This is a genomic window from Marinobacter sp. MBR-105 (assembly GCF_053628895.1).
The window spans coordinates 38,407-61,237 of record NZ_JBRJHG010000021.1 but is presented as its reverse complement, the minus strand read 5'-3'; the positions used below and the strand labels follow the sequence as shown (position 1 = coordinate 61,237).

21 protein-coding genes are annotated in these 22,831 nt (G+C 57.9%); 12 read left to right on the top strand and 9 right to left on the bottom strand.

Features of this window, described 5'->3' with window-relative positions:
* Nucleotides 1–33 precede the first annotated feature (33 nt).
* The gene (locus ACSSVV_RS19150) at nt 34–1,188 is read right to left on the bottom strand and encodes an isocitrate/isopropylmalate dehydrogenase family protein (protein WP_454106764.1); all 1,155 of its coding nucleotides are present in this window, start codon (nt 1,186–1,188) and stop codon (nt 34–36) included.
* A gap of 203 nt (nt 1,189–1,391) precedes the next feature.
* Here ACSSVV_RS19150 and ACSSVV_RS19145 point away from each other — a divergent pair, with 203 nt between their 5' ends.
* Both ACSSVV_RS19145 and ACSSVV_RS19140 read left to right on the top strand, forming a co-directional pair.
* Complete coding sequence (locus ACSSVV_RS19145; protein WP_023007947.1) at nt 1,392–2,156, top strand: EAL domain-containing protein; 765 nt, start codon at nt 1,392–1,394, stop codon at nt 2,154–2,156.
* 23 nt (nt 2,157–2,179) lie between these two features.
* Nucleotides 2,180–2,536, top strand: coding sequence for a hypothetical protein (locus tag ACSSVV_RS19140; RefSeq protein ID WP_023007948.1), 357 nt, complete (start codon nt 2,180–2,182; stop codon nt 2,534–2,536).
* Here the strand turns inward: ACSSVV_RS19140 and ACSSVV_RS19135 are convergent.
* The gene (locus tag ACSSVV_RS19135; RefSeq protein ID WP_454106763.1) at nt 2,530–3,432 is read right to left on the bottom strand and encodes a LysR family transcriptional regulator; all 903 of its coding nucleotides are present in this window, start codon (nt 3,430–3,432) and stop codon (nt 2,530–2,532) included. The two genes, ACSSVV_RS19140 and ACSSVV_RS19135, sit on opposite strands and share 7 nt — an antisense overlap.
* 144 nt (nt 3,433–3,576) lie before the next feature.
* On the opposite strand from ACSSVV_RS19135, the gene ACSSVV_RS19130 reads away from it, so the two are divergent.
* The 5 genes from ACSSVV_RS19130 (at nt 3,577) to ACSSVV_RS19110 (ending at nt 8,561) form a co-directional block, all read left to right on the top strand.
* Nucleotides 3,577–4,788: an acyl-CoA dehydrogenase family protein gene (locus ACSSVV_RS19130; protein WP_454106762.1), complete on the top strand. Its 1,212-nt coding sequence runs from the start codon at nt 3,577–3,579 to the stop codon at nt 4,786–4,788.
* Between the two features lie 391 nt (nt 4,789–5,179).
* Nucleotides 5,180–6,001 (top strand): SDR family oxidoreductase, encoded by an 822-nt coding sequence (locus ACSSVV_RS19125; RefSeq protein WP_011785673.1) that lies wholly within the window; start codon nt 5,180–5,182, stop codon nt 5,999–6,001.
* A gap of 21 nt (nt 6,002–6,022) precedes the next feature.
* A complete protein-coding gene (locus ACSSVV_RS19120) occupies nt 6,023–7,087 on the top strand; it encodes a phosphotransferase family protein (RefSeq protein ID WP_454106761.1) in 1,065 nt (354 codons plus the stop codon).
* Nucleotides 7,087–7,776: a histidine phosphatase family protein gene (locus ACSSVV_RS19115; RefSeq protein WP_454106760.1), complete on the top strand. Its 690-nt coding sequence runs from the start codon at nt 7,087–7,089 to the stop codon at nt 7,774–7,776. The genes ACSSVV_RS19120 and ACSSVV_RS19115 overlap by 1 nt, the downstream gene beginning before the upstream one ends.
* A gap of 14 nt (nt 7,777–7,790) precedes the next feature.
* Complete coding sequence (locus ACSSVV_RS19110; protein WP_114433616.1) at nt 7,791–8,561, top strand: SDR family oxidoreductase; 771 nt, start codon at nt 7,791–7,793, stop codon at nt 8,559–8,561.
* Between the two features lie 72 nt (nt 8,562–8,633).
* On the opposite strand, the gene ACSSVV_RS19105 is transcribed toward ACSSVV_RS19110, so the two are convergent.
* Nucleotides 8,634–9,500 carry a DUF6279 family lipoprotein gene (locus ACSSVV_RS19105; RefSeq protein ID WP_454106759.1) on the bottom strand — a complete coding sequence of 289 codons (867 nt, stop codon included), beginning with the start codon at nt 9,498–9,500 and terminating at the stop codon, nt 8,634–8,636.
* 154 nt (nt 9,501–9,654) lie between these two features.
* Between ACSSVV_RS19105 and ACSSVV_RS19100 the strand changes: the two genes are divergently transcribed.
* Both ACSSVV_RS19100 and ACSSVV_RS19095 read left to right on the top strand, forming a co-directional pair.
* The gene (locus tag ACSSVV_RS19100; RefSeq protein WP_023010865.1) at nt 9,655–9,915 is read left to right on the top strand and encodes a DUF2798 domain-containing protein; all 261 of its coding nucleotides are present in this window, start codon (nt 9,655–9,657) and stop codon (nt 9,913–9,915) included.
* 179 nt (nt 9,916–10,094) lie between these two features.
* Nucleotides 10,095–11,489: a DUF4397 domain-containing protein gene (locus tag ACSSVV_RS19095; RefSeq protein WP_023010864.1), complete on the top strand. Its 1,395-nt coding sequence runs from the start codon at nt 10,095–10,097 to the stop codon at nt 11,487–11,489.
* Nucleotides 11,490–11,538: 49 nt separating this feature from the next.
* Here the strand turns inward: ACSSVV_RS19095 and dacB are convergent, their stop codons facing one another.
* Complete coding sequence (gene dacB / locus ACSSVV_RS19090; protein WP_454106758.1) at nt 11,539–13,104, bottom strand: D-alanyl-D-alanine carboxypeptidase/D-alanyl-D-alanine endopeptidase; 1,566 nt, start codon at nt 13,102–13,104, stop codon at nt 11,539–11,541.
* 249 nt (nt 13,105–13,353) lie between these two features.
* Here dacB and ACSSVV_RS19085 point away from each other — a divergent pair, with 249 nt between their 5' ends.
* Both ACSSVV_RS19085 and ACSSVV_RS19080 read left to right on the top strand, forming a co-directional pair.
* The gene (locus ACSSVV_RS19085) at nt 13,354–14,121 is read left to right on the top strand and encodes a glutathione S-transferase N-terminal domain-containing protein (RefSeq protein ID WP_370258212.1); all 768 of its coding nucleotides are present in this window, start codon (nt 13,354–13,356) and stop codon (nt 14,119–14,121) included.
* A gap of 86 nt (nt 14,122–14,207) precedes the next feature.
* Nucleotides 14,208–14,621, top strand: coding sequence for a GFA family protein (locus ACSSVV_RS19080; RefSeq protein WP_454106757.1), 414 nt, complete (start codon nt 14,208–14,210; stop codon nt 14,619–14,621).
* 3 nt (nt 14,622–14,624) lie between these two features.
* On the opposite strand, the gene ACSSVV_RS19075 is transcribed toward ACSSVV_RS19080, so the two are convergent.
* A complete protein-coding gene (locus tag ACSSVV_RS19075; RefSeq protein WP_454106756.1) occupies nt 14,625–15,752 on the bottom strand; it encodes a PQQ-dependent sugar dehydrogenase in 1,128 nt (375 codons plus the stop codon).
* Between the two features lie 213 nt (nt 15,753–15,965).
* Between ACSSVV_RS19075 and ACSSVV_RS19070 the strand changes: the two genes are divergently transcribed.
* Nucleotides 15,966–18,155 (top strand): TonB-dependent siderophore receptor, encoded by a 2,190-nt coding sequence (locus ACSSVV_RS19070; RefSeq protein WP_454106755.1) that lies wholly within the window; start codon nt 15,966–15,968, stop codon nt 18,153–18,155.
* A 177-nt stretch (nt 18,156–18,332) separates the two neighbouring features.
* Here the strand turns inward: ACSSVV_RS19070 and ACSSVV_RS19065 are convergent, their stop codons facing one another.
* The 4 genes from ACSSVV_RS19065 to ACSSVV_RS19050 are packed head-to-tail and all read right to left on the bottom strand — an operon-like array spanning nt 18,333 to nt 22,793.
* Nucleotides 18,333–19,094, bottom strand: coding sequence for a (2Fe-2S)-binding protein (locus tag ACSSVV_RS19065; protein WP_014420811.1), 762 nt, complete (start codon nt 19,092–19,094; stop codon nt 18,333–18,335).
* Nucleotides 19,081–21,114, bottom strand: coding sequence for a Fe(3+)-hydroxamate ABC transporter permease FhuB (gene fhuB / locus ACSSVV_RS19060; RefSeq protein WP_454106754.1), 2,034 nt, complete (start codon nt 21,112–21,114; stop codon nt 19,081–19,083). Before fhuB ends, ACSSVV_RS19065 begins: the two co-directional genes overlap by 14 nt.
* On the bottom strand, nt 21,101–22,030 hold the full coding sequence (locus tag ACSSVV_RS19055) for an ABC transporter substrate-binding protein (RefSeq protein ID WP_454106753.1): 930 nt from the start codon (nt 22,028–22,030) through the stop codon (nt 21,101–21,103). The genes fhuB and ACSSVV_RS19055 overlap by 14 nt, the downstream gene beginning before the upstream one ends.
* Nucleotides 22,020–22,793 carry an ABC transporter ATP-binding protein gene (locus ACSSVV_RS19050; protein ID WP_454106752.1) on the bottom strand — a complete coding sequence of 258 codons (774 nt, stop codon included), beginning with the start codon at nt 22,791–22,793 and terminating at the stop codon, nt 22,020–22,022. Before ACSSVV_RS19050 ends, ACSSVV_RS19055 begins: the two co-directional genes overlap by 11 nt.
* Nucleotides 22,794–22,831 lie beyond the last annotated feature (38 nt).

The window sequence follows — 22,831 nt, the reverse complement described above, 5'->3', positions numbered from 1 at the left end:
CGAAGTGAATGGAATACCTCTTTTGCAGCCTAGTCAGGCCCCAAGGCGTTTACAAATAGCATCCCCGATTTCCCGGGTGCTGCGTTGTTCAGAGCCTTTCTCTGCAAGATCCGCTGCCACCGCATCGAACAGTTCCTGCCCAGCCTGGGCCAGCAACGGATCTTTTCGGCCAAGCCAGTCCAGCATACGGGCGGCGGTAAAGAGCATGGCGGTTGGATCGGCAATGCCCTGGCCGGCGATATCCGGGGCGCTACCGTGGGTGGGTTCAAACATGGAGGGCATGTCCGCGTCAGTCGGGTTCAGGTTGCAGGACGGGGCTACCCCCATGCCACCTGAGATCACAGCGGCCAGGTCGGTCAGAATATCGCCCTGCAGGTTGCTGGCGACCACGACATCAAAGGCCCAGGGGCTGGAGACAAATTTCATACAGGCGGCGTCCACCAGTTCATGGTGGGTGGCCACATCCGGGAATTCCCGGCTGATTTCCTCAAACACTTCGGTATACATGTCACCCCAGTACCGCAGGGCATTACGCTTGGTGATCAGGCATACCTGGCTTTCGCAGGTTTTGCCATCCAGTGTCCGGAAGCTGCGGGTGCGACCTTGCTGAATACGGTCGCCGGCCCGTTTACGAGCCTGTTCAAAGCCGTACCGGATAATCCGCTCGGTGGCCCGGCGCGTGAACACCTCCATCTGGGTGGCCACTTCATCGGGCGATCCCTGGCGCAGACGGCCGCCCTGGCTGACGTACTCGCCTTCGCTGTTCTCGCGGATCACCAGCATATCGATGTCCTTGGCGCGCTCATCCTTCAGATACTGGCGTGCCCCGGGCAGCAGCCGTGCCGGGCGTTCACACACCCACTGGTCGAAGCCCTTACGCATCTCCAGCAGGGGGGCGAGCGAAATGCTGTCCGGTAACAGATAGCGCTCCGGGTCGTGCATGGGGCCCGGATCTCCCAGCGCGCCCAGCAATATGGCGTCGTAAGCCTTGAGCTGCTCCAGGGCATCTGATGGCCAGGACTCGCCGTGTTCTTCATGCCAGGCGTGGGACGGCCACGGGAAACGGGTCCATTCCAGCGGCAGGCTGTGCTTCGCCCGCAGCGTCTCCAGGCAGCGCACGGCTTCTGCGACCACCTCCGGGCCAATACCATCTCCGGGTGTTACTGCAATGCGGGTGGTCTGGGCCATTCACGAACCTCCTTCCTGTGCGGCTTGGCTGATTGAATACAACAAAACCAGTGTAGACCCGCAGCCCGCAGATGCCACCCGACGATAGGTGGTATAGCGAGTTTTCGTTTTACCCGATTGCGGATGGTGTCTATAGTGGAATGTGATTGATTCTTTTACAGTTCCACCCGAACATTTTTCAAGCGAGCCGCCCCGGAGCTTCTGTGAATAGACCCGCTGTCCTTTTTGATGAATCCCACTGCGACGAATGCGCCTGTGGCAATGGCCTGGACTTTTCCTTCAGTTTTGCCTTCCAGCCCATTGTGGATGCTGAAAACAAAACGGTATTCGCTTACGAGGCGCTGGTGCGGGGAACCGAAGGGCAAGGAGCCATGACCGTGCTGGATAAGGTGAATAGCCAGAACCAGTACGCGTTTGACCAGATCTGCCGGGTCAAGGCGGTGAAACTGGCATCGCGGCTTGATATGCAGGCCATGTTGAGCATCAACTTCATGCCCAACGCGGTCTACCAGGCGGAGTATTGCATTCGTACCACGCTGGCAGCGGCCAAGACCTATAATTTCGACACCCGAAAGATCATCTTCGAGGTGGTAGAGGGTGAGGAGATGACCTCGGTTGATCACCTCACCTCCATCATCGAGGCCTACAAGAGCATGGGGTTCAGCACCGCCATTGATGATTTCGGTGCCGGTTACTCCCGCTACAACCTGATGATCTCGAGCCCGCCGGATTTGCTGAAACTGGATATGGGGCTGGTTCGCAACATCCATGCGGAACCCAACAAGCAGGCGGTGGTCTCAGGTATCATCACCATGATGCGCCAGCTTGGCGGCCGAATCGTGGCGGAGGGCGTGGAAACGCCGGAAGAATACTTCTGGCTCCGTTCTCAAGGGATCGCCCTGTACCAGGGTTACCTGTTCGCCAAACCAGGATTCGAGTGCCTGCCCGAGCCGGTGTTTCCCGACTGACTGACCCTTAACAGGATGTTTCTGTGCTCTATCGCCTGATTACCCTGATCGGCGGCCTGGTCTTTGTGGCTGCCCTGTTTGCCCTGGTCTGGTTCTTCTGCAAGAAGTTTCTGGAACACCACGGCGTGACCGACCAGACCTCGGACCGCGCGACTGTGCTGGCTACCTGGACCTTCGCCGGAATCGCCATTGGCCTGGTGTTTGCCGTGGTCGGCGCGTTCGTGCTTGGCCCCTGGGCGTTCTATCGCACCCTTCGTGGTCACGGTGTCGACATCTCCGATGGCGCGGCCATCTGGTGGGGCTTCGGTATCGTGGCGGTTTCTCTGGCGATTACCGCAGCTGGCTTCTTCGGCTTTCTGATGCTGGTCGGCGCCTATTGAGCTTGCTGCAGATTACGCAGCAAGTCCCGGAACCATACCAGCGCGGGTTCCTGTTCATAGGCCTTGTGCCAATACAGGTGAACATCAATCGACGGCATCTCCACCGGCGGCGCCAGCACCTCAATATCGGCATTCTGGGCAATGATCCGGGCGTAGGTTTCCGGCATCGTCAGCAACAGATCCGAACTCTCCACCACACGGCAGGCGGCGTAGTAATGCTGGCAGCGCAAGCGGATAGTGCGCTGCGCGCCGTGACGGGAGAGCTCGAAATCCTCAATTCCCGGCCCCTCCGCCCGTGACGATACCAGAATGTGCCTCGCCTCCAGATAGCTGGCCATATCCAGCCCTTGCGCGATGACCGGGTGACCCTTTCGCGCCAGCACCACCAGCCGGTCCTGCCTCAGCAGTTCATGGCTGGTCTGATTGCTCACCGGCAGCAACACATCAATGGCAAAGTCCAGCTTGCCCGCCGCCAGTTGCGTTTCCATATCTCGGCGGGCGACACGCTGGCTTTGCACCTCCATGTCCGGGTAAGGCGCCAGTTTCGAAATCAGCTGGGGTAGAAACGTGGATTCCAGAACATCACGAAGGCCGAGGGCGTAGGTTTTACGCTGGCTGGCGGGGTCGAAGGCGTGAAACTGATTCACTGCACTCTGGATCTGGTTCAACCCCGGGCGCATGGACTCCAGAAACCGCCGGGCCAGGGGAGTCGGCACCATCTGGTTACCCTGGCGGGTAAACAGCGGATCGCTGAAATGATCCCGAAGCCGAGCCAGGGAATGACTGATGGCAGGTTGGGTCAGATGCAGAGCCTTTGCGGCCCGCGTCAGGCTGCCTTCCCGATAGATGGTGTCGAAAACATGCAGCAGATTCAGGTCCAGTCTATTCAGCGCCATGATGAGGTTCCGTTTTCTGAATAAGCACAGGTAATGATAAATGATAAGAACAATTCAGTCGCGTAATAATGCGTTGGCTCCTAGACTGATTGCCATCTGATCGACATTGCGCCCGTCAGGGCGGCCAGCGCGAGGAGCTGCACCATGGATTTCAACATTTCCGAGAAAGGCCAGGATTACCTCAACCGCGTGAAAAAATTCATGCGCGACGAGATCTATCCCATCGAAGAGCAGTACCACAAGGAGCTTGCCTCCCAGGATAACCGCTGGGTAGTACTGCCGGTCATCAAGGAACTGAAGGAGAAAGCCAAGGCCCAGGGCCTGTGGAACATGTTCTTCCCGGACGACAAATACGGCTGCGGCCTGCTGAACTCCGACTACGCCCTGATTGCCGAAGAAACCGGCCGCAGCTTCATCGCCCCGGAAATCTTCAACTGCAACGCGCCGGACACCGGCAACATGGAAGTGCTGATCCACTACGGCTCTGAAGAACAGAAAGCCGAGTGGCTGCCGAAACTGCTGAGCGGCGAAATCCGCTCCGCCTTCTGCATGACCGAACCGGCCGTGGCCTCCTCCGACGCCACCAACATGGAAGCCACCGCCACCGTTGAAGGCGACGAAGTCGTGCTCAACGGCCGCAAATGGTGGAGCACCGGCATCGGCCACCCGGACTGCAAAGTTGGCATCTTCATGGGCGTAACCGACCCGGACGCCCAGAAACATCGCCGTCACTCCATGGTGCTGGTGCCGCTCGACACCCCGGGCATCACCGTTGAGCGCATGCTGCCGGTCTTCGGTGCCTACGACGAGCCCTATGGCCACGGCCAGGTACTGTTCGACAACGTACGCCTGCCCAAAAGCGCCATCATCGCCGGCCCCGGCCGCGGCTTCGAAATCGCTCAGGGCCGTTTGGGGCCAGGCCGCGTGCACCACTGCATGCGTGCCATCGGGGCTGCCGAGCGCGCTCTTGAGATCATGATCAAGCGCGCCATGACCCGCGAAGCTTTCGGTCGGCCAATCGCCAAGCTGGGCGGCAATCCGGACATCATCGCCAACGCCCGTATGAACATCGAACAGGCGAGGTTGCTGACCCTGAAATGTGCCTGGGCCCTGGATACCAAGGGCATTATGGGCGCGTTGCAGGAAGTGTCCATGATCAAGGCGGTGGTGCCGAAGATGCTTCAGCAGATTGTGGATGACGCGATTCAGATTCACGGCGGGGCCGGTGTCAGCGACGATGATTTCCCGCTGACGGCATTGTTCGGTTACGCTCGGGTTCTGCGGTTGGCCGACGGTCCCGACGAAGTGCATCGGGCCATGGTGGCTCGCCTGGAGCTTCGGAAGTATAAGTCCTGATTTTGGGCTTGGGTGCTTTGGCTCTTCTGGCCTCTTGGCTCGGAGTGGGTGGCCGTTGGGGTGGCGCTTCTGAAAAGCGCTCCTTCGGCACGTCCATGTGGCGCTTGTGTTCCGCCATCCATGGCTCCACAAATTTTCAGAAGCCCCACCCCAACGGCCCCCTCTTCAATATTGGTGATAGGCTGCGAATAACAGAATCTGGAACAGCTTACTGAAGGGTATGGGAGTTGGCACCAGAAGGTACTTTCCAAAAATGTCGGAGGCCATGGATGGCCGGAGAGAAGCGCACATGGATGTGCTCGTAGCGGTTTTTGGAAAGTACCTTCTGGTGCCAACTCTTGCGCCCAATCACAAGAACAGGAACTCCAAAACATAACGGAGAGAAACAACGATGACACAACGGGTATTTATAACCGGCGGGGCCAGTGGCCTGGGCCGGGCGATTGCATTGCGGTATGCCAAAGAAGGGGCCAAAGTCTGCATCGGTGACATTAACCCGGAGCAGGGTGTGGCCGTCGAGGCGGAACTGAACCAGGCCGGTGGCGAAGGTTATTTCGTGGAATGCGATGTACGCCGCCTGAGCGACTTCGAGAAAGTCCGTGATGACCTGGTCCAGAAATGGGGTGGAGTGGACGTAGTCGTGAACAACGCCGGCGTTGCCTCCGCAGGTTCCATTGAAGACACCACCATCGGTGACTGGGAGTGGATTCTCGACATCAACGTACTTGGCGTCGTGCGTGGCTGCAAAGCCTTTACCCCGCTGTTCAAGGAACAAGGCTCCGGCGCGTTTGTGAATGTGGCTTCCATGGCCGGGCTTATGCTGGCGCCATTGATGGACAGCTACAATGTTTCCAAAGCCGGGGTGATAGCCCTGTCGGAAACCCTCAGCCAGGAATTGCGTGATTCCGGCATTCACGTCAGCTGCGTGTGCCCGGCGTTCTTCCAGACCAACCTGGCCAGCACCATGCGTTCGGATATTCCCGGTATTCAACAGAACGTGAACAAGCTGATGAAGCGCTCCAGCATCACCGCCGAAGACGTGGCCGAGGATATCTTCCGCAGTGTGAAAGACAAGGACTTCTGGGTATTGCCCCACGCCAAAGAGCGCCGCATGTGGATGCTCAAGCGCCACGCCCCCTGGGCGTTTGACTGGCTGATGCACCAGGAAACCAAGCGCTGGATGAGCAAGATGGGTAGCAAGGCGAACGCCTGAACACATCACAGGAGAGATTGAATGACACAGATCGACCAGGCCGTAGACATCCGTGAAGGCGAAGAGCTGGATATCAGCGCCGTCGACCAGTTCATGAAGAAGGCCATTCCGGGCCTGGAAGGCCAGCCGAGCATCAAGCAGTACCCCGGTGGTGCGTCCAACCTGACCTATCAGGTGGATTATGGCGACCAGTCCTACGTGCTGCGCCGGCCACCGTTCGGCAAGATCGCCAAGTCCGCCCACGACATGCTGCGGGAAGCGCGGGTGATGGAGGCGTTGAAGCCAGTCTATCCCTACGTGCCCAACATTGTTGCCATTTGCGACGATCACAGTGTACTGGGGTGTGATTTCTATGTAATGGAGCGCCTGAAGGGCATCATTCTGCGCCAGGATTTCCCGAAGGATTTGGAATTGAGCGCCGAAGACACTCGCAAACTGTGCCTGAACGTGATCGACAAGCTGGTGGATCTGCATACGGTGGACGCCAAGGCCGCAGGCCTGGACAAGCTGGGCAAGGGCGCGGGTTACGTGCAGCGGCAGATTGGCGGCTGGAGCGACCGCTTCCGCAAGGCCCGTACCGACGATGTCGGTGACTTCGAAGAGGTCATGGCCTGGCTGAACGATAAGATGCCGGATGATATCGCTCAGGTGGTTATTCACAACGACTACCGTTTCGACAATGTGGTGCTGAACCCGGACAACCCGTTTGAAGTGATTGGCGTGCTGGATTGGGAAATGGCCACCATTGGTGATCCGCTGATGGACCTGGGCAACAGTCTGGCTTACTGGATCGAAGCCGACGACGAAGGCCCGTTCCAGATGCTGCGGCGCCAGCCCACGCACCGGCCCGGCATGTTGACCCGACAGGAAGTGGTGGACTACTACATGGAGAAATCCGGCTTCCGGGCGGAAAAGTTCGATTTTTATGAAATTTACGGGCTGTTCCGCCTGGCGGTAATCATCCAGCAAATCTACTACCGCTTCTACCACGGCCAGACCAAAGACAAGCGCTTTGCCGCCTTTGGCCACGCCGCCAATTATCTGGAGAAACGGTGCCAGCGCCTGATTAGCGAGAGCACCCTGTAATGGCCACGATTTATCTGGTGCGCCACGGCCAGGCCAGTTTCGGCAAGGAAAACTACGACCAGCTCTCGCCGCGAGGCTGGGAGCAGGGCAGGATTCTGGGCCGCTGGCTGGCGGGCAAGGTGGAGCCGGGTGCTATTTTTGGCGGTAACTTGCAGCGCCATCGGGAAACTGTGGAGGCGATCACTACCGGTTACGGTGTCAGCCTGCCGGATATGCAGGCGCTGGAAGGCCTGAACGAGTTTGATCATCTGGAAGTGGTGGAGCGCCTGCGTCCGGAATGGGCGGATAAACAGGTGATGGCGCGGGACCTCGCCAGCTTTCCCAAACCTGCTAGAGCCTTCCAGCAGGCTTTCGAGAAGGCAGTGACCCGCTGGGTGAGTGGCGAGTTCGACCAGGAATACAGCGAAACCTGGAACGGATTCCGGCAGCGGGTTGGCCATGCACTGGATCAGCTGATTGAACTGGCCGATGGTGCCGATGTGATTGTGTCCACCTCTGGCGGCCCCATTGCGGTCATTGCCCAGCGCCTGCTTGAACTGTCAGACCGCAAGGCGCTGGAGATGAACAATGTGATTGCCAACACCAGCGTGTCCCGCATTCTGTATTCCGGCCCCCGGCGCAGCCTGGCCGTATTCAACAACTATAGCCACCTGGAAGCGGAAGACCCCGCCCTGGTGACATTCCGATAAGCTGAGGGAATTCCATGAGCAACAAAAACCTGTTCGACCTGACTGGCAAAGTCGCCCTGGTAACCGGCGCCAGCCGCGGTATCGGCGAGAGTATCGCCCGTACGCTGGCTCATTACGGTGCTCACGTGATTGTCAGTAGCCGCAAGATTGACGGTTGTGAGGCCGTGGCCAGCAGCATCCGTGAAGACGGCGGCAGCGCCGAAGCCTTCGCCTGCCACATTGGCGAGATGGACCAGATTGAAGCGGTGTGGGAGCACATCGCCAAAGCGCACGGCAAACTGGATATCCTGGTGAACAACGCAGCCGCCAACCCATACTTCGGTCCGGTGGAAGACACCGACCTGGGTGCTTTCCACAAAACCGTAGACGTGAACATCCGTGGTTACTTCTTCATGTGCGCCCGTGGCGCTCAGCTGATGAAAAAGAACGGTGGTGGTTCCATTGTGAACGTGGCCTCGGTTAACGGCGTAAACCCCGGCCACTTCCAGGGCATCTATTCGGTGACCAAGGCAGCAGTGATTTCCATGACCAAATCTTTCGCCATGGAGCTGGGCCAGCAGAATGTGCGGGTGAATGCCTTGTTGCCGGGCCTGACCGATACCAAATTTGCCAGCGCCCTGACCACCAATGAGGCCATCAAGAAGCAGGCCATGGCCCACATCCCGATGAAGCGTGTGGCGGAACCCGATGAGATGGCGGGTACTGTGCTGTACCTGGTGTCTGACGCTTCCAGCTATACCACTGGAGCCTGCATTAATGCGGATGGTGGTTACCTGACGGTCTGACACAGATCGAGACGCAAAAAGGGCCGGATGATACGGGTTCATCCGGCCCTTTTTTGGTATCGAGATCCGTGTTTAGCTGCAGGTCAGCGCTGCAAAATCTCCTTTCAGCTCACTGGCCCTGGCCAGCAGGTGATCCTGATGCCGGGTATCTCCAGCCTGCAGAAGATCGTGCATCAAGCCGGCCATCGCCACCCGGCTGTCGGCCAGCATGGCCTGGTATTCCGCTCCTCTGGCGCGCTCTGAGTGAACCAGCAACTCGTTCACCTGTTCAGCAAAGCCGGACTGGCGTCGTCTCTCCAGTGTGTCGAGCAATGCCAATTGCCAGTTTCTCCGCCCTGTTAACCAGATTTCCGTTTGCCGGCCACGATCCGCTGACCAGCTTTCGACGATGGCCCGCTGTTGCTGATTCAGTTCGCCAAGCCATCGTTCAATACGCTCAATAGTCCGTTCAGAACGTGCCTGTGCGGTTTGAGCGGGTGATCCCTCCAGCATTTCCTGCTCCAGCTTCTGCTGCTTCTCCGCCATGTTGTCGGCTAGTTGCGCTACCTGCTCATCCGATAGAGAAGACAGCAGATTGACGGCTACCGGAGTGGCCCGTTCCAACAATTCGGGTAAGAAGTCCATGAGTTGTTCCTGGTGGAACAGAACCGTGGCCTCGCTCGGCGTCCCTTTCGCCAGATCTGATTTGAGGACTGCCAACCACTGCTGGTAACGGGGCAACTCTGATGAACAATGCCATTGTCTGAGCGCTTCCAGATCCTGACTCAACTGAGCTTCTTGTTCACCGGTCAGGCTGATGTAATCCTCTACCCACCAGACGACGCCCCAGTCGGCGTAGCGGTAGGCCAGGCGCGTCTGACTACAGCCCGCCAGAAACATCAGCAAAACCAGCCCGACGATCCAGCGGGCGCGGATTATTCCGGGCGTTGGGTCATCCATTACCTGTGCTCCTTGGTAAAAAGCCGTATGGAAAAACGTTGCATGCTCATTAAGATGTTGCAACTTATGATCGGCAGCAGTGTCTTTTTTCGTACGCTGCGGGCGCCTGATTGGATTCGGTACTGCTCTATACATCAAAACCGGGAAGGAAAGCATGTCCAGTTACAAGCAAACGCGTGTGCGCCAGTTCGTTTTTGCCTTTTATATGTCCGGCATCATGTCGCTGTTGATGTCCGGGATTATTACCCTGATCAACACCGGCCTGACCGAGGGGTTTTTCCATCGCTGGGGCGCAGCTTTTGCTGTTGCCTGGGCGGTGGCTTTCCCTTTGGTCAGCTTTATCGCGCCAATGGCGGGCAAAATGGCGGACTGGACCATGGCCCGGTTGTTTTCCAAAGAACGCCGGCCGGATTGATGAAATCACCATACCGATGCTGTTCACCTCACAATTGTTCGCTTAAATGTAAAAAACTGTAAATCCATTTTTCTCGCCTCACCGTAATTTGCTTTCGACACTGGTCAGGGACTGAATCAGTGCAGGTTTGAACCACTTTAACCGGTATACAACCTTTAAGCATGTGAGGAACAGAAACAATGAAAAGCACAGTGGCTTTACCCGTTCTGGTCGCCAGCAGCCTTATGCTGGCGGGTTGTTTTGATGGTTCGAGCAGTACACCAGACACCAGCATTCGCGTTATTCATGCAGTATCCGATGCGCCGTCGGTCAACGTCAGCTTCAACGGTACCACCAGAGTGCGTGGAGCTGACTTCAAGCAGGCCGCGGTTTTGACTCCGAACCGAGGCAACTACTCTGTTGATGTTGATGCCCTGCTCCCCACCGGGGACACGTTGACGGTGATCGAAGTGGGTAGTACGCGTTTTGATGATGATACAAGCTACGACATTATCGCGACCGGGAAGGTTGGCGCCATCCAGCCTCTGGTTCTCACTGATGATGGCGAGCGCGAGAGTGAGAATTCCGCCCGTTTGCGGGTTGCGCATTTATCACCAGCCGCCCAGGACGCTGCCTCAGAGGTGTCTGTTTACGTCTCAGCCAATGGTGTTGACCTACCCGCAGATCCGACCTTCAGTTTTTCCTTCGGTGAATCAGTGGGTCCATTGGAGCTGGATGCAGGAACTTACCAGATCCGCGTTACGCCTGCTGGTGATCGAACTGTTGTCTATGACAGTGGTCCTGTTGCCCTGTCTGCCTCTTCGGACCTGTTGATTGCCGCTGTTGACAATACGGTGTTCGGTAACTCGCCGGTGAGCTTGTTGGTAGTCAATGGCAGTGAGACCTCGGAAATACTGGATGTAAATGCTGGTGCGGGTATTCGCGCGGTTCACAACTCCGCTCCTCCCACTCCCGCGGTTGATATTTATCTTAACGAAGATCCTGATGGTACCCCGGCGGCGGGCAACGTCGCTTTTACTGAGACAGCCCCGCTATCTGCGACCCTCGGCAATTACGTCGCCCGCAATGTGGGGGATACCCGAATTGCCATTACGCCCACCGGGGCCACTACACCTATAGCAATCGATGCAACTTTGCCGCTTGCAAATGGTGACATCAAAACCGTGATTGCAGCGGGCGTGTTGGCGGATGGCCTTGATGCTCTGGTGTTCTCAGATGATAACCGTCGAATTGCAACCGAAGCCCGTTTGCGGGTCATTCACGGTGCTGTAGAGGCTCAGCTTGTGGATGTTTTCCTGGTACCTGCTGCAAATGCCGGAGCGAATCCCGGTAATGCTACCCCGGTTCTGAACGATTTCGAGTACGGTGAGTCTTCTGGCTACCTGAGCGTGCCGGAAGGCGACTACGTTGTGTTTATAACCACCAGCGATGGCTCTACAACGCTGCTCCGAACAGGCACTATCTCCTTGGAAAGCGCAAAGGTATACACGGCTGTTGCACGCCTGGCGCCGGAGGATACTGAAAACACTGCCAGTCTGACCCTGCTAGATGACTTCGTGGTACCGCAAACCTGAGATTGAGACACTGAAACATGAAGGGCCCCGGTTTACCGGGGCTTTTTTGTTACTGAATGGTGGACGTTGTCATATCAGACTGGGAAAGCGTGGTTCCCACCGGCGGCCGGAAATGCAAGGAATAAAGTACCCGATCCAGAACCGCCTGGCCGTTCCAGGCAGGGTCGTTGTTCACCATGCCGACAATGGCCCAGGTGGTGTTGTTATCGTCCCGGGTGAACCCCGCGATTGAGCGAACATTCTCCAGATAACCGGTTTTGATTCGGCCTTCGCCATCCATGCCGGTGTTGCGAAGCCGGCGCGCCATGGTTCCGTCCATGGCGATAATGGGCATTGAGGCCATCAGGTCAGAGGCGTAGGGGCTGTCCCAGGCCTGTTGCAGTATCTGGGCGCCTTGCCGGGCCGTGATGCGACCATGGCGGGTTAGCCCGGCGCCATTGTCAATCACCATGCCAGCGGTGTTGATGCCCATATTCTCCAGCCATTCGTACACCGTGCGGATACCGGCTACCCGATCGTCTTTGTCATCTTCTTTGCGGAACTCGGCGCCAATGGTCAGCAGCATCTGGCGGGCCATGACGTTGCTGCTCCATTTGTTGATGTCTCGCACCATGGAAACCAGATCTGGGGAGGTGGTGCGCATGACCAGCCGTGCGTCTTCCGGTGCGCTCTCAAAGCGGTCGCCGCCACTGATAATAATGCCCATTTCAGACAGCACGGAGCGAATCACTGAGGCCGAGTACCGTTCGTGCGGTAGCAGAGACAGGTAGGTGGTGGTGCGGCAGCCTTGCGGTAACTGCCCGGTCACCCGCACCGTTACCTGATGGTTTTCATGAAATACCGGCTCCCAGTCAAACCGGCTGCGGGCAGGGCAGGGACCTTCCGGTAACGCCGTTACCCGATTATCAATGGAGACTTCGCCCAGATCCGGGGTTGTCCAGGCCTGTGTACCACGCTCATCGGCGCGCACCTGAAAATGCAGCAGATTCAGGTTGGTCAGGTAGCCGGAGGGTTCCACCAGAAAGGGCGCGTGGGGGTTGTCGCCGTTATCCTCGAACGCAGGGAAGCCGCCGTCGACCCGGAAATAGCTGCCATCCAGGACCAGGTCGCCTTCAATACGGTTGATGCCCATGCTCTTGAGTTCACGCAGGGTGCTCCAGAGCCGTTCCAGGGTCAGTTTGGGGTCGCCACCGAAGCGTACGTAGAGATTTCCTTTCAGGCTGTCGCCCACCATCATGCCGTCTGTGAGGAAATCGGTCTTCCAGTGGTGGGTAGGGCCCAGGAGTTCCAGGGCAGCATAGGTGGTTACCAGCTTCATGATGGAGCCCGGGCTCATCAGTGTGTCAGCGTTTACATACTGCTCAATGCCGGGGCCGTTGAGGGGAATAACGGCAACACTCAGAGCTTCATCGCTGTTCAGGGATTTGCTGGCGTAACTTCGGATCTGGCTGGCCCAGTGACGGGAGCTGGCAAAGGCCTCTTCCGCAGAGGTCTGTTCTTGAGCGAAAGCCTGGCCGAGCGGGGCGCTGGCCAACGCGATGGCCAGCGCCACTGCTCCTGACGCAAATCTGCCTGCGGCAAGGCTTTTGCCCGCCTGCAACCCCTGAGTATTCATGACCGGAATCCGTTGTTGTGTTCTCTTTGTACAATAGCCCATTCTTTGCGTATGTACTATGCAGAAAAGCTATACATGACGTTAAAAAATGGCAGTAGAGTCTTTGTTTATATTGAGTTTTTGTGACATCGAGTAAGTGGCCTGAAGAATCAGTGAGTTAGTATGACGCCGGCACAGGGGCCTGCGGGCCAATGGGCACAGATTCTCCTGTGGGACAATGCAGAAAATGACGAAAACAAGGGAATGATCATGTTAAAAACGCTGAAGCATCAGGTGAATGTGCTGGAATCGGTTGCCACTTCTTCTTTTGCAGCCTGGCGCGGGTGCCTGGTTATCAAGGCTGTTCCGCAACCTGAGAAGCCGCTGGTTCTCTATGACATTGAAGCCTGTCCATACTGCCGACGTGTTCGTGAGGTGCTGACGGCATTGCATCTGGACGTTGAGATTCGACCCTGCCCGAAGGGTGGTCGGGTATTCCGCCCGGAAGCCGAGACCCTGGGGGGCAAGCAGCAGTTTCCCCTGCTGCATGACCAGAACACCGGCGAAGTGCTGTATGAATCCGAGGCGATTATCGAGTATCTGTTCCGCCAGTATGCGCATCGTTCCGTGCCTCGCTACTACCAGGGCCGTCCCTGGCAACCGGCACTCGGCGCTGCAGGCTCCGGGGCCAGTGAACTTCGCGGGATGCGTGCGCGGCCAGCCCGGCGCCCTGAGCAGGGGCTTCACTTGTGGAGTTTCGAAGGCAGCCCGTTCTCGCGCCTGATTCGGGAACGACTCTGCGAAAACGAGATTCCGTACACCTTGCATAATCTGGGCAAGGAACACTGGACTGAAGTCGGACCTGCCCGACAGCGCATCAAACCCGGTCCGTACCGGCCCATTCCTGGCGGCAAGCGGGACGCGTTTTTCCAGCAACATGGCCGGGTGCAGGTGCCCTATCTGGAAGATCCCAATAGCGGGGAGGGGTTGTTTGAATCGGCTCGCATTCTTGCTTATCTGGAAAAAAACTACGGGTAACGAGTTTGCGGAACCGGGGCTGCTAATCCGGCTGCCAGCCGGTATCATCTGCGCGAACAGTGAGCCTTCGCGGAGCCAGGAGTGTTATGTATACCGGCCAGTGCCTTTGTGGTGATATCCAGTTTGAATACGATGGCCCGATTGGGCCTATAGCGCTGTGCCACTGCAGCCAGTGCCGCCGCAATCATGGCAGTGCCTTTTCAGCCAGTGCGCCGGTTCAGGCTGTCCGGTTCCGATTTACGGCCGGTGAGGACCGGATCACCGAATTTGAATCCCGGCCCGGCAAATACCGGGCCTTCTGTAGCCGTTGTGGAAGCCCTCTTTACAGCCGGGTCGATGCTATTCCTGGCATCCTCAGGCTGCGAATTGGCGTGATCAATGAGCCGCTGGGAAAAAAGGCGGCCCAGCACGTTTATGTGGGGTCGAAATCCGACTGGTTCGATATCACCGACAACCTGCCGCAGTTCGAGAAAACCGAAAGAACCAACGACCCGCACTGAGCCTCAATCCGCCGGCACCATCCGGTATACCTTGCCGTTATCGGAGTCGGTCAGCAGCCAGAGTGCACCGTCTGGCCCCATACGCACGTCGCGGATACGTTCACCCAGTTCGGTGAGCAGATCTTCCTCCTCGATGACTTTTTCTCCGTCCAGGGACAAGCGCACCAGTTTCTGAAGCTTCAGGGCGCCGACAAAAAGATCGCCCTGCCACTGCGGGAACAGATCGCCGGTGTAGAACGCCATGCCAGAGGGCGCAATGGATGGGTCCCAGTAATGCAGTGGTTCTGTGATGCCTTCCATCGTGGTACGACTGGAAATCGGCAGGCCCGAGTAGTCAATGCCGTAGGTGACCTTGGGCCAGCCATAGTTATTACCCGCGCGAAGGATGTTGACCTCATCGCCACCCCGGGGGCCATGTTCATGGCTCCAGATCTCACCGGTTTGTGGGTGCCGGGTCATACCCTGAATGTTGCGGTTGCCATAGGTGAAGAAAGACGCTTTGAAGCCGCTTCGATCGGCAAAGGGGTTGTCCTCTGCCGGCTCACCGCTGATGGTGATTCTGTGAACGCCACCGGCATCGTCTGCGGTATCCTGGGCACGATCCATTTCACCCCGGTCACCGACTGAGATGTATAGATTGCCGTCGCGATCAAACTGCATCCGGCCTGCGAAGTGCCGGCTGGTGTTTGAGCGGGGAAGAGCCTCGAAGATCACCTCGACATCTTGCAAAGAGCTGTCAGCCAGAGTTGCCCGGGCAACCCGGGTGGTCATGCCCTCGCGATTACGATGGGCGTAGCTAAGGAACAACAGCCGGTTAGTCTCGAAATCCGGATGCAGCAGCACATCCAGCAGACCACCCTGGCCCGAAACGACTAGCTCCGGCAGGCCTTTGACTGGTTCACTGCGAAGTTGCCCATTTTCCAGAATTCGCAAACGGCCCTCCCTTTCAGTAATCAGTGCAGACCCGTCGGGCAGAAAAGCGATGGCCCAGGGGTGTTCCAGCCCCGCGGCTACGGTTTCCAGATGAAAGTCTGCCTTTTCGGATTGAAAGGTCTGGTTTGCCTGTGTGGCCAGGGCTGCCGAGACCAGTAAGCTGGCCAGGCTCCACTTCCAGAATTTGCGCTTGAACATATCCGTCTCCGCCTCTCTGCTGTTTTTAGAGATCTTCAGCACCTGCAATAACCATAGCAGGTCGTGGTATTGCGGCCGATGCGAGCCTCTGGAGATATAGAGTTTCGTGATAATCCCAGATCATTTGCATTTGGTGTTTCAAATCTAAACCATTCGCATTAACATAGTGGGGTTTAAAAATGACATGGTCTTAATCAACCAAGGAGCCGTTAGATGTCTCTGAATCCGGAGCCCCGATTTAGAAGAAAAACCCTGATCACTGCCATGATGTGTGCGACTCTGCCGGGACTGGCAGCAGCGCAGGGCAGCGAACCGAAGGCATTGGAAGCCCTGGATGTTACCGCAACCCGTGGCCAGGTGGCCTCGGAAACGACGGAGAGTTACATCAGCGGAGCCAGCACAACCTCCATGAAGATGGAGCTGTCACACCGGGAGGTCCCTCAGGCCGTCACGGTCATTACCCGCGAACAGATGGACGATTTCGCCCAGAACGACATTAACGATGTTCTGGAAGGCACCACCGGTGTCACCGTAGAGTCGGTGGAAACAGACCGCACGTATTACACCTCACGTGGTTTCGATATCAACAACTTCCAGTACGACGGTGTTGGCATGCCGGCGGTATATGACAACGTTCAGGGTGAGCTGGACACCGCCTTCTTTGATCGCGTGGAGGTGGTTCGGGGCGCCAACGGTTTGATGACCGGTTCCGGCAGCCCGGCCGCCACAGTCAACTTTATCCGCAAGCGCCCAACCGCTGACACCAATGCCTCGGTTGCGGTGACTGGTGGTTCCTGGGACAAAAAACGGATTGTCGGTGATGTTTCCGGTGCCGTGTCTGAATCCGGTGCGGTGCGCGGCCGTGTGGTTGCAGGTTATGAGGACAAAGGCTCCTACCTGGACCGGTATAACAACGAAAAGCAGATGTTCTACGGGGTGCTGGAAGCAGACCTGACCGATACCACGTTGCTAACTCTTGGCCACGCCATTCAGACGTCTGATACAGACAGTCCGTTGTGGGGTGCGCTGCCTTTGTTCTACTCCGATGGCTCAGCGACGGATTTTGCGCGTTCAACCAGCACGGCGTCAGACTGGTCCTACTGGGACAACACCCAGCACAACAGCTTTGTTGAATTGCGTCAGGAGCTTGCTGGTGGCTGGAGAGCCACGGGCACGGTGTTCCGTTTGGAGAATGAGAGCGAGTCCGAGCTGTTCTATCAGTACACGCCTTCTGGAGTACAGCTTAATCCGGAAACTGGCGAGGGACTCGTTGCCTATCCCAGTCAATACGATCTTGACGTGGAACAGTGGGTGGTTGATGCATACGCTACCGGCCCGTTCCAACTGGCTGATCGAACCCACGAGCTGGTTTTGGGGGCATCCTGGTCGCGCTCAGAGACGGTGGATGAGTCTCGTTATGGCCGCGGCATCGGGACTCCCTTGCCACCGCTCAATGAGTGGGATGGGAACTACCCCAAGCCTGCTTTCGATAATGGTGTTGGCGGCTCTGACTGGACCGACCGCGAAACGTCCACCTATGCTGCCGCTCGTTGGTCCCTGACCGATCAACTCACCGCCATTACAGGGCTCCGTCTGACCTGGCTGGATAACAAGGGCGAAAGCTACGGAGCGACCAAGGAAAGTAGCTACGATGCCGTAGAAACACCCTATGCAGGTCTGATCTACGACATCAATGACGATCATTCGGTCTACGCCAGCTATACCGAGATTTTCACTCCCCAGACTGAGGTGGACATCAATCGTGATCGACTGGATCCGATTGACGGGGTCAACTACGAGCTGGGCCTGAAAAGTGAGTTTCAGAACGACCGTGTGAATACCACTATTGCTTTGTTCCAGACTGAGCAGAAGAACGTAGCCGAGGTAGAAGGCGTGTTCGCCGGAACCAATGATTCATACTACACCGCTGTGGATGGGTTGACCAGCCAGGGTGTGGAAGCCGAAATAGTGGGTGATCTCACCGACCGAATCCAGCTCTTCGCCGGTTATACCTATGTGGATATTGAGGACAAGGATGGTAAAGGGGCCAAGTCCTTCGTGCCAGAGCATCTAGCCCAGTTGCGCGCTACCTGGAAGGTGCCTGGGGTCGAAGGGTTCAAGCTTGGTGGCAAGGTACGCTGGCAGTCTGAGATTACCCAGGAACAGGGTGTTGCTACTACCGGCCCGAATGCCGGTGAGACCATCGTCACAGAGCAGGACAGCTATGCGGTGCTGGATCTGATGGCAAGCTATGATTTCGCCCGACACTGGAATGCAACCCTGAACGTAAACAACGTTACCGACGAGAAGTACATCGAGAGCCTGAAAAAATTTGGTGCCTCGGCCCAGGGTTTCTACGGTGAGCCGGCCAATGCCAGCCTGACCGTTTCCTGGGTGTATTAATCACAGGGTGGGGCAGTCGGCGCTGCGCTGGCTGCCCCGGTTTTGTTGATCAAGCCTCAAGGAGAGTGAGCATGAATCCGGAACAGGAAATACTCGATGGATTGAAGCTGGCGGCAGGTTCAGGTGCCGTCATAGGATTGATTGCGTTGGGAGTGATACTGGTTTCGATGCTCGGAGCTAGCTGATCCGCTCTTTCCGATAGATCCCACACGTTCCGCAATAGCCGCCTCCGGGCAAAAGATATTTGAGGCAGCACCCTTTGCGCTGAGGGATGGCACACCACTGTTGGCTGAATTCTGCCGGAATCCAGTCAATGTATCGGTTGGCCTCGCATTTGAACTGCGCCAGCCAGCTGCCGGCCTGTTTACACAACTCTGCCGGATTAACCCGGTTCCACACCACCGAATAGGGCGCACCCAGCGCCAGCCCGACGCTGCTCCAATAGGCCCCCGGACTAACCCCGAAATGGTGGCGGAACACGCCGTACCAGTCTTGCATCTGCTCACTGAGAATTCTTATGAACGCCTCAGGCTCCAGGATCTCCTGTTCACTGGCCGCATATTGCCAGCGAGACGGGTCCGCTGGTGTTGATGTTGTCGGGCACAGGAAAACCCGCCGGGGATCGAGTGCAGCACTGCTGCCATCCCTGAACAGCCGGATCACCAATGGTCCGATAATCTGAAGTGCCAGGCTCTGGTGCAGGACAGAAAGCCGCGCCTTGCGGAGTCGCGGATGATCGGCATCCTGATAGTCATTGAGGACCTGTTGTTGCAGAAGGTCTGGATTTGCCAGTAGCTGGGCCAGGGAGAACAACGCGGGTTGTTCGCGGTTGGCGGGTGTCAGTGCGCTGTCCATCAGAGTGGTAGCGTCAAGGTCGTGGCGGGCCAACAGATTGTGGTAATCCGTCAGCCATTGCGTTGCTGTCTCAGCCGCGACCATGACGGCTTAGCCCCCACAAGAAGTACAAGCCGCCGACCAGGGCGGCCAGCAGCCCCGCGGGTAGCTGATTGGGATACACCAGAACCCGGGCCAGGTAGTCGGCCAGTGAAAGCAGTAGGCCCCCTGCCAGGGCTGCGACCAGCATTTGCCGGCCCACGGTCTGTTGTCCCAGTACCCGGGCCAGGTGCGGGGCGATCAACCCGACGAAGCTTAATGGCCCGATCACTACAGTCGACGCCGCGGTCAGCACGGCAGCCAGCACCAGTAGAAGAAGTCGCGCTCGTGGCACCCGCAGTCCCAGGGCAGAGGCGGATGTTTCGCCCAGGGGCAGCAGTGTGAGCGGTCGCAGGGCAAGCAAGAGCAAGGTCGAAAGGCCTACCACCAGTGCCAGTAGACCGAAGGCTTCGGATTCCGAGATCAGCCAGGTGGAGCCGTACATCCAGTTCAGCAGGCGCGCTGCAACGGTGCCGCCAGAGGCCATCACCAGTCTCAGGCCGGCATCCATGAAAACGTACAGTGCCAGGCCGCCAAGCAACAGCTGGTTGCCCGCGAACTGGTGCTTGCGGGCCAGCAGCAGTAACAGGCCCAGAGCGCCGGCGGCACCCGCCGTGGCCGCCGCCAGTTGGCCAAGGCGGCCAATTTCAAGTCCGGTCAGGACCATAACCACCATCACCAACGCTGCACCGCCACTGATGCCGAGGAGCTCCGGACTGCCCATGGGGTTGCCGGTCATCCGCTGAATCAGGGTGCCGGCCATACCCAGAGCCATGCCGGCAAGGATAGCAGCCATTAACCTTGGGCCTCGCCATACCCAGGCGTCTGTCCACTGTGCCAACGGGGTCCAGTTCCAACCTTCAAGACCCGGAGACCAGCTCATGGAAAGAATGATCGTCAGGGCTAACAGAGAGCACAGAGTTCCGGCAACCAACAGCGGGCTTCGGCGGCGCGGCAGAAAGCCCGCAGGTCCGTTGCCCTGGTCAGGCATGTGGTGGGTGTTTCGGAAACCCTGGAGCGCCAGAAGGATAACCGGGCCGCCAATGAGAGCGGTGGTCGTACCGGTCGGCACCAGCGAGCCGCCATCCCAGGCAGTCGCCCATTGGGCCAGAGTATCCGCCAGTAACAGCAGGCCGCCACCAGCCAGTGTGCTCCAGAACAGCCGTTCGGTCAGTGTTCTGGCGCCCAGCAGTCTTGCCAATACTGGTGCTGCCAGGCCAACAAATGCGACAAGACCAACCCGGCTCACCACCACGGAGCTCATAAGCACCACCAGGAAAAGTGCAGCGGCGCGAAGTAACGACACCTTTGCTCCCAGCGAATCTGCTGAGGCCTGACCAAGCTGAAGCAGCTGTAGCGGGCGTATCAGGGCCAGCATGAGCGCGGCAATAACCAGCACCCGGGGAAGCAGATCAAAGAATGGGGTCCAGTTGTTCTGTACCAGAGATCCCGCGCCCCAGATAAACAGATTACCGAGCCACTCACCTTTCAGAAGCAGGAAGGCCATGTTGATGGCGCCGAGAAAAAAGGTAACCACCAGCCCGGCCAGAATCACGGTCACAGGTGAGAAGCCAAGCCGCCATGTGAGCACTATTACCAGGCCGATGGCGAGCAAGCCACCGGCTACTGCGGCAAGATCAGGGCTGAAAGCCAGCAAACCTGGTGCAAACAGGGTGGCAAAGGTAACACCGAACTGTCCTCCGGCTTCGACCCCCAGGGTTGTGGGTGAGGCCAATGGGTTGCCAAGTACCTGTTGGGTAACAGCTCCTGCCAATCCCAGTGCGCAGCCAATCAGTATCGCGATGGAGACCCTCGGTGCCCAGCTGAAGTGGGCCAGAACGGAGGTGTACTGATTGCCATCAAAGGTCCAGAATGCGGCGAGAAGCTGTGAAAAGTGCAGTTGGTCGAACCAGGGTAAGGCACTGGCGCTGAATGCGGTAAGCCAGAGTAACGCGACCGCAATCGGGAGCCTGGCTGGAATCTCCGGGCGACTGGCGGTGTGCAGAGCGGATTCAGCGGCGGACATTGTCACTGCCCCCTTCAATCAGAGCGTTGGTCAGGGCAATGGCCAGGCGCTTCACAGGATAAACCCCACCAAAAGGCCAGGCAGCGGGAATCCGGTAGATCTCGTCGTTCTGTACCGGTGGCAGGTAGGTCCAGAAAGGGCTGTTAGCCAGACTGTCAGCCAGGCCCGGAACCAGTGGCTCTATCACCACGATGCGGCTGTTTCGTGCATCTGCCACAGATTCAAGGCCTATGGCTGAAAACCCCCAGTAGTTGCCTGGATCTGACCAGGCATTGGTAAGCCCAAGGTTATCCAGGGCAGTCTGGAACAGACCGTTGGGGGCATAGATGCGGACATGGCGGTCGTCCATAAAGTTCACCAGGGCAACCGGCTTCTCGGTAATGCCAGCCCGTTCCAGGCGCTCCCTCTGTTGACGCAAGGTCTGTTCGATATCGGCCAGTACCCATTCGGCCCGGTCGATCCGGCCGGTGATTTCGCCCAGGGTTATCAGCATTTCCCGGGCCCTGTCGAATGGTCGGGCGTCTTTTTTATACACGCTGATGACGTAGGTTGGCGCAATCCGCTCCAACAGTTCGGCCGCGGGAGCCATTTCGGTGCTGGTGACGATCAGGTCGGGTTTCAGTTCTGCGATTGCCTCCAGGCTGGGCGCGACCCTGGTGCCGACATTGGCGACGCTGTCAGGCAGTTCCGGCTCCTGAACCCAGGTGTGATAGCCGGCTTTGTCTGCCACGCCAACGGGGGTGATACCCAGTAATAGCAGCGTCTCGGTGGCGGCCCAGTTCAGCGCGATAATGCGTTCAGGAGGGGCTTCAAGGGTTAGTGTGCCGCCTTCGTGTTGCCAGGTCTGGGCGGTTCCTGCGGTCGGCAGCAGAAAGAGCAGGGCACCGAGCATCATGGCTTTCGTGTTAATGGACATAGGAAACCCATTGCCCCGGCGCCCGCTCCATCACGCCCATGGGAACGCTGTAGATGGATTCAAGAATCTGGCTGTCCATGATCTCTGCCGGAGTGCCATCGGCCACCACCTGGCCCGCTTTCAGGGCCACCAACCGGTCGCAGAAGCGGGAGGCCAGATCGACATCATGCAGTACCACAATCACGGTCAATTCGCGCTGGCGGGCAAGGCGCTGAACAAGGCGCAACGTTTCTACCTGATGCTTTACATCCAGGGCGGAGATGGGTTCGTCCAGCAGCAGGCAGCGTGTTTGCTGTGCCAGCAACATGGCAATCCAGGCGCGTTGGCGCTCGCCACCAGAGAGGGTGTCGACAGAGCGGTGTTCAAAAGGTTTGAGGTCGGTGTCTGCGATAGCCTGATCAATCAGCGCATAATCCGCATCGCTGTAGCGGCCAAGCGGGCCTCGCCAGGGGTAGCGGCCCAGCGCGATCAGCTCCCGGACCGTCAGGCCATCGGTGCCCGGCGGGTGCTGGGGCAGGTAGCCGACAATCCTGGCGAAAGCGCGGGCGCCCAGACATTTCGCAGCGTTACCCTCAAGCCTGACATCACCGGTACTGGCTGGAATCTGCCTGGCCAGTGTCTTTAACAAAGTGGATTTCCCCGAGCCGTTGTGGCCAAGCAGGGCGGTCACCTGGCCTTCGTTAAAGGCCAGGTTAATGTTATGAAGGATAGCCGTGCTACCAATGTGAACGGCGAGATCGCGGACATCAAAAAACGCGGACATTCAGATTCCCCTGTTTCTGTGGCTGGCAGGATAATCTA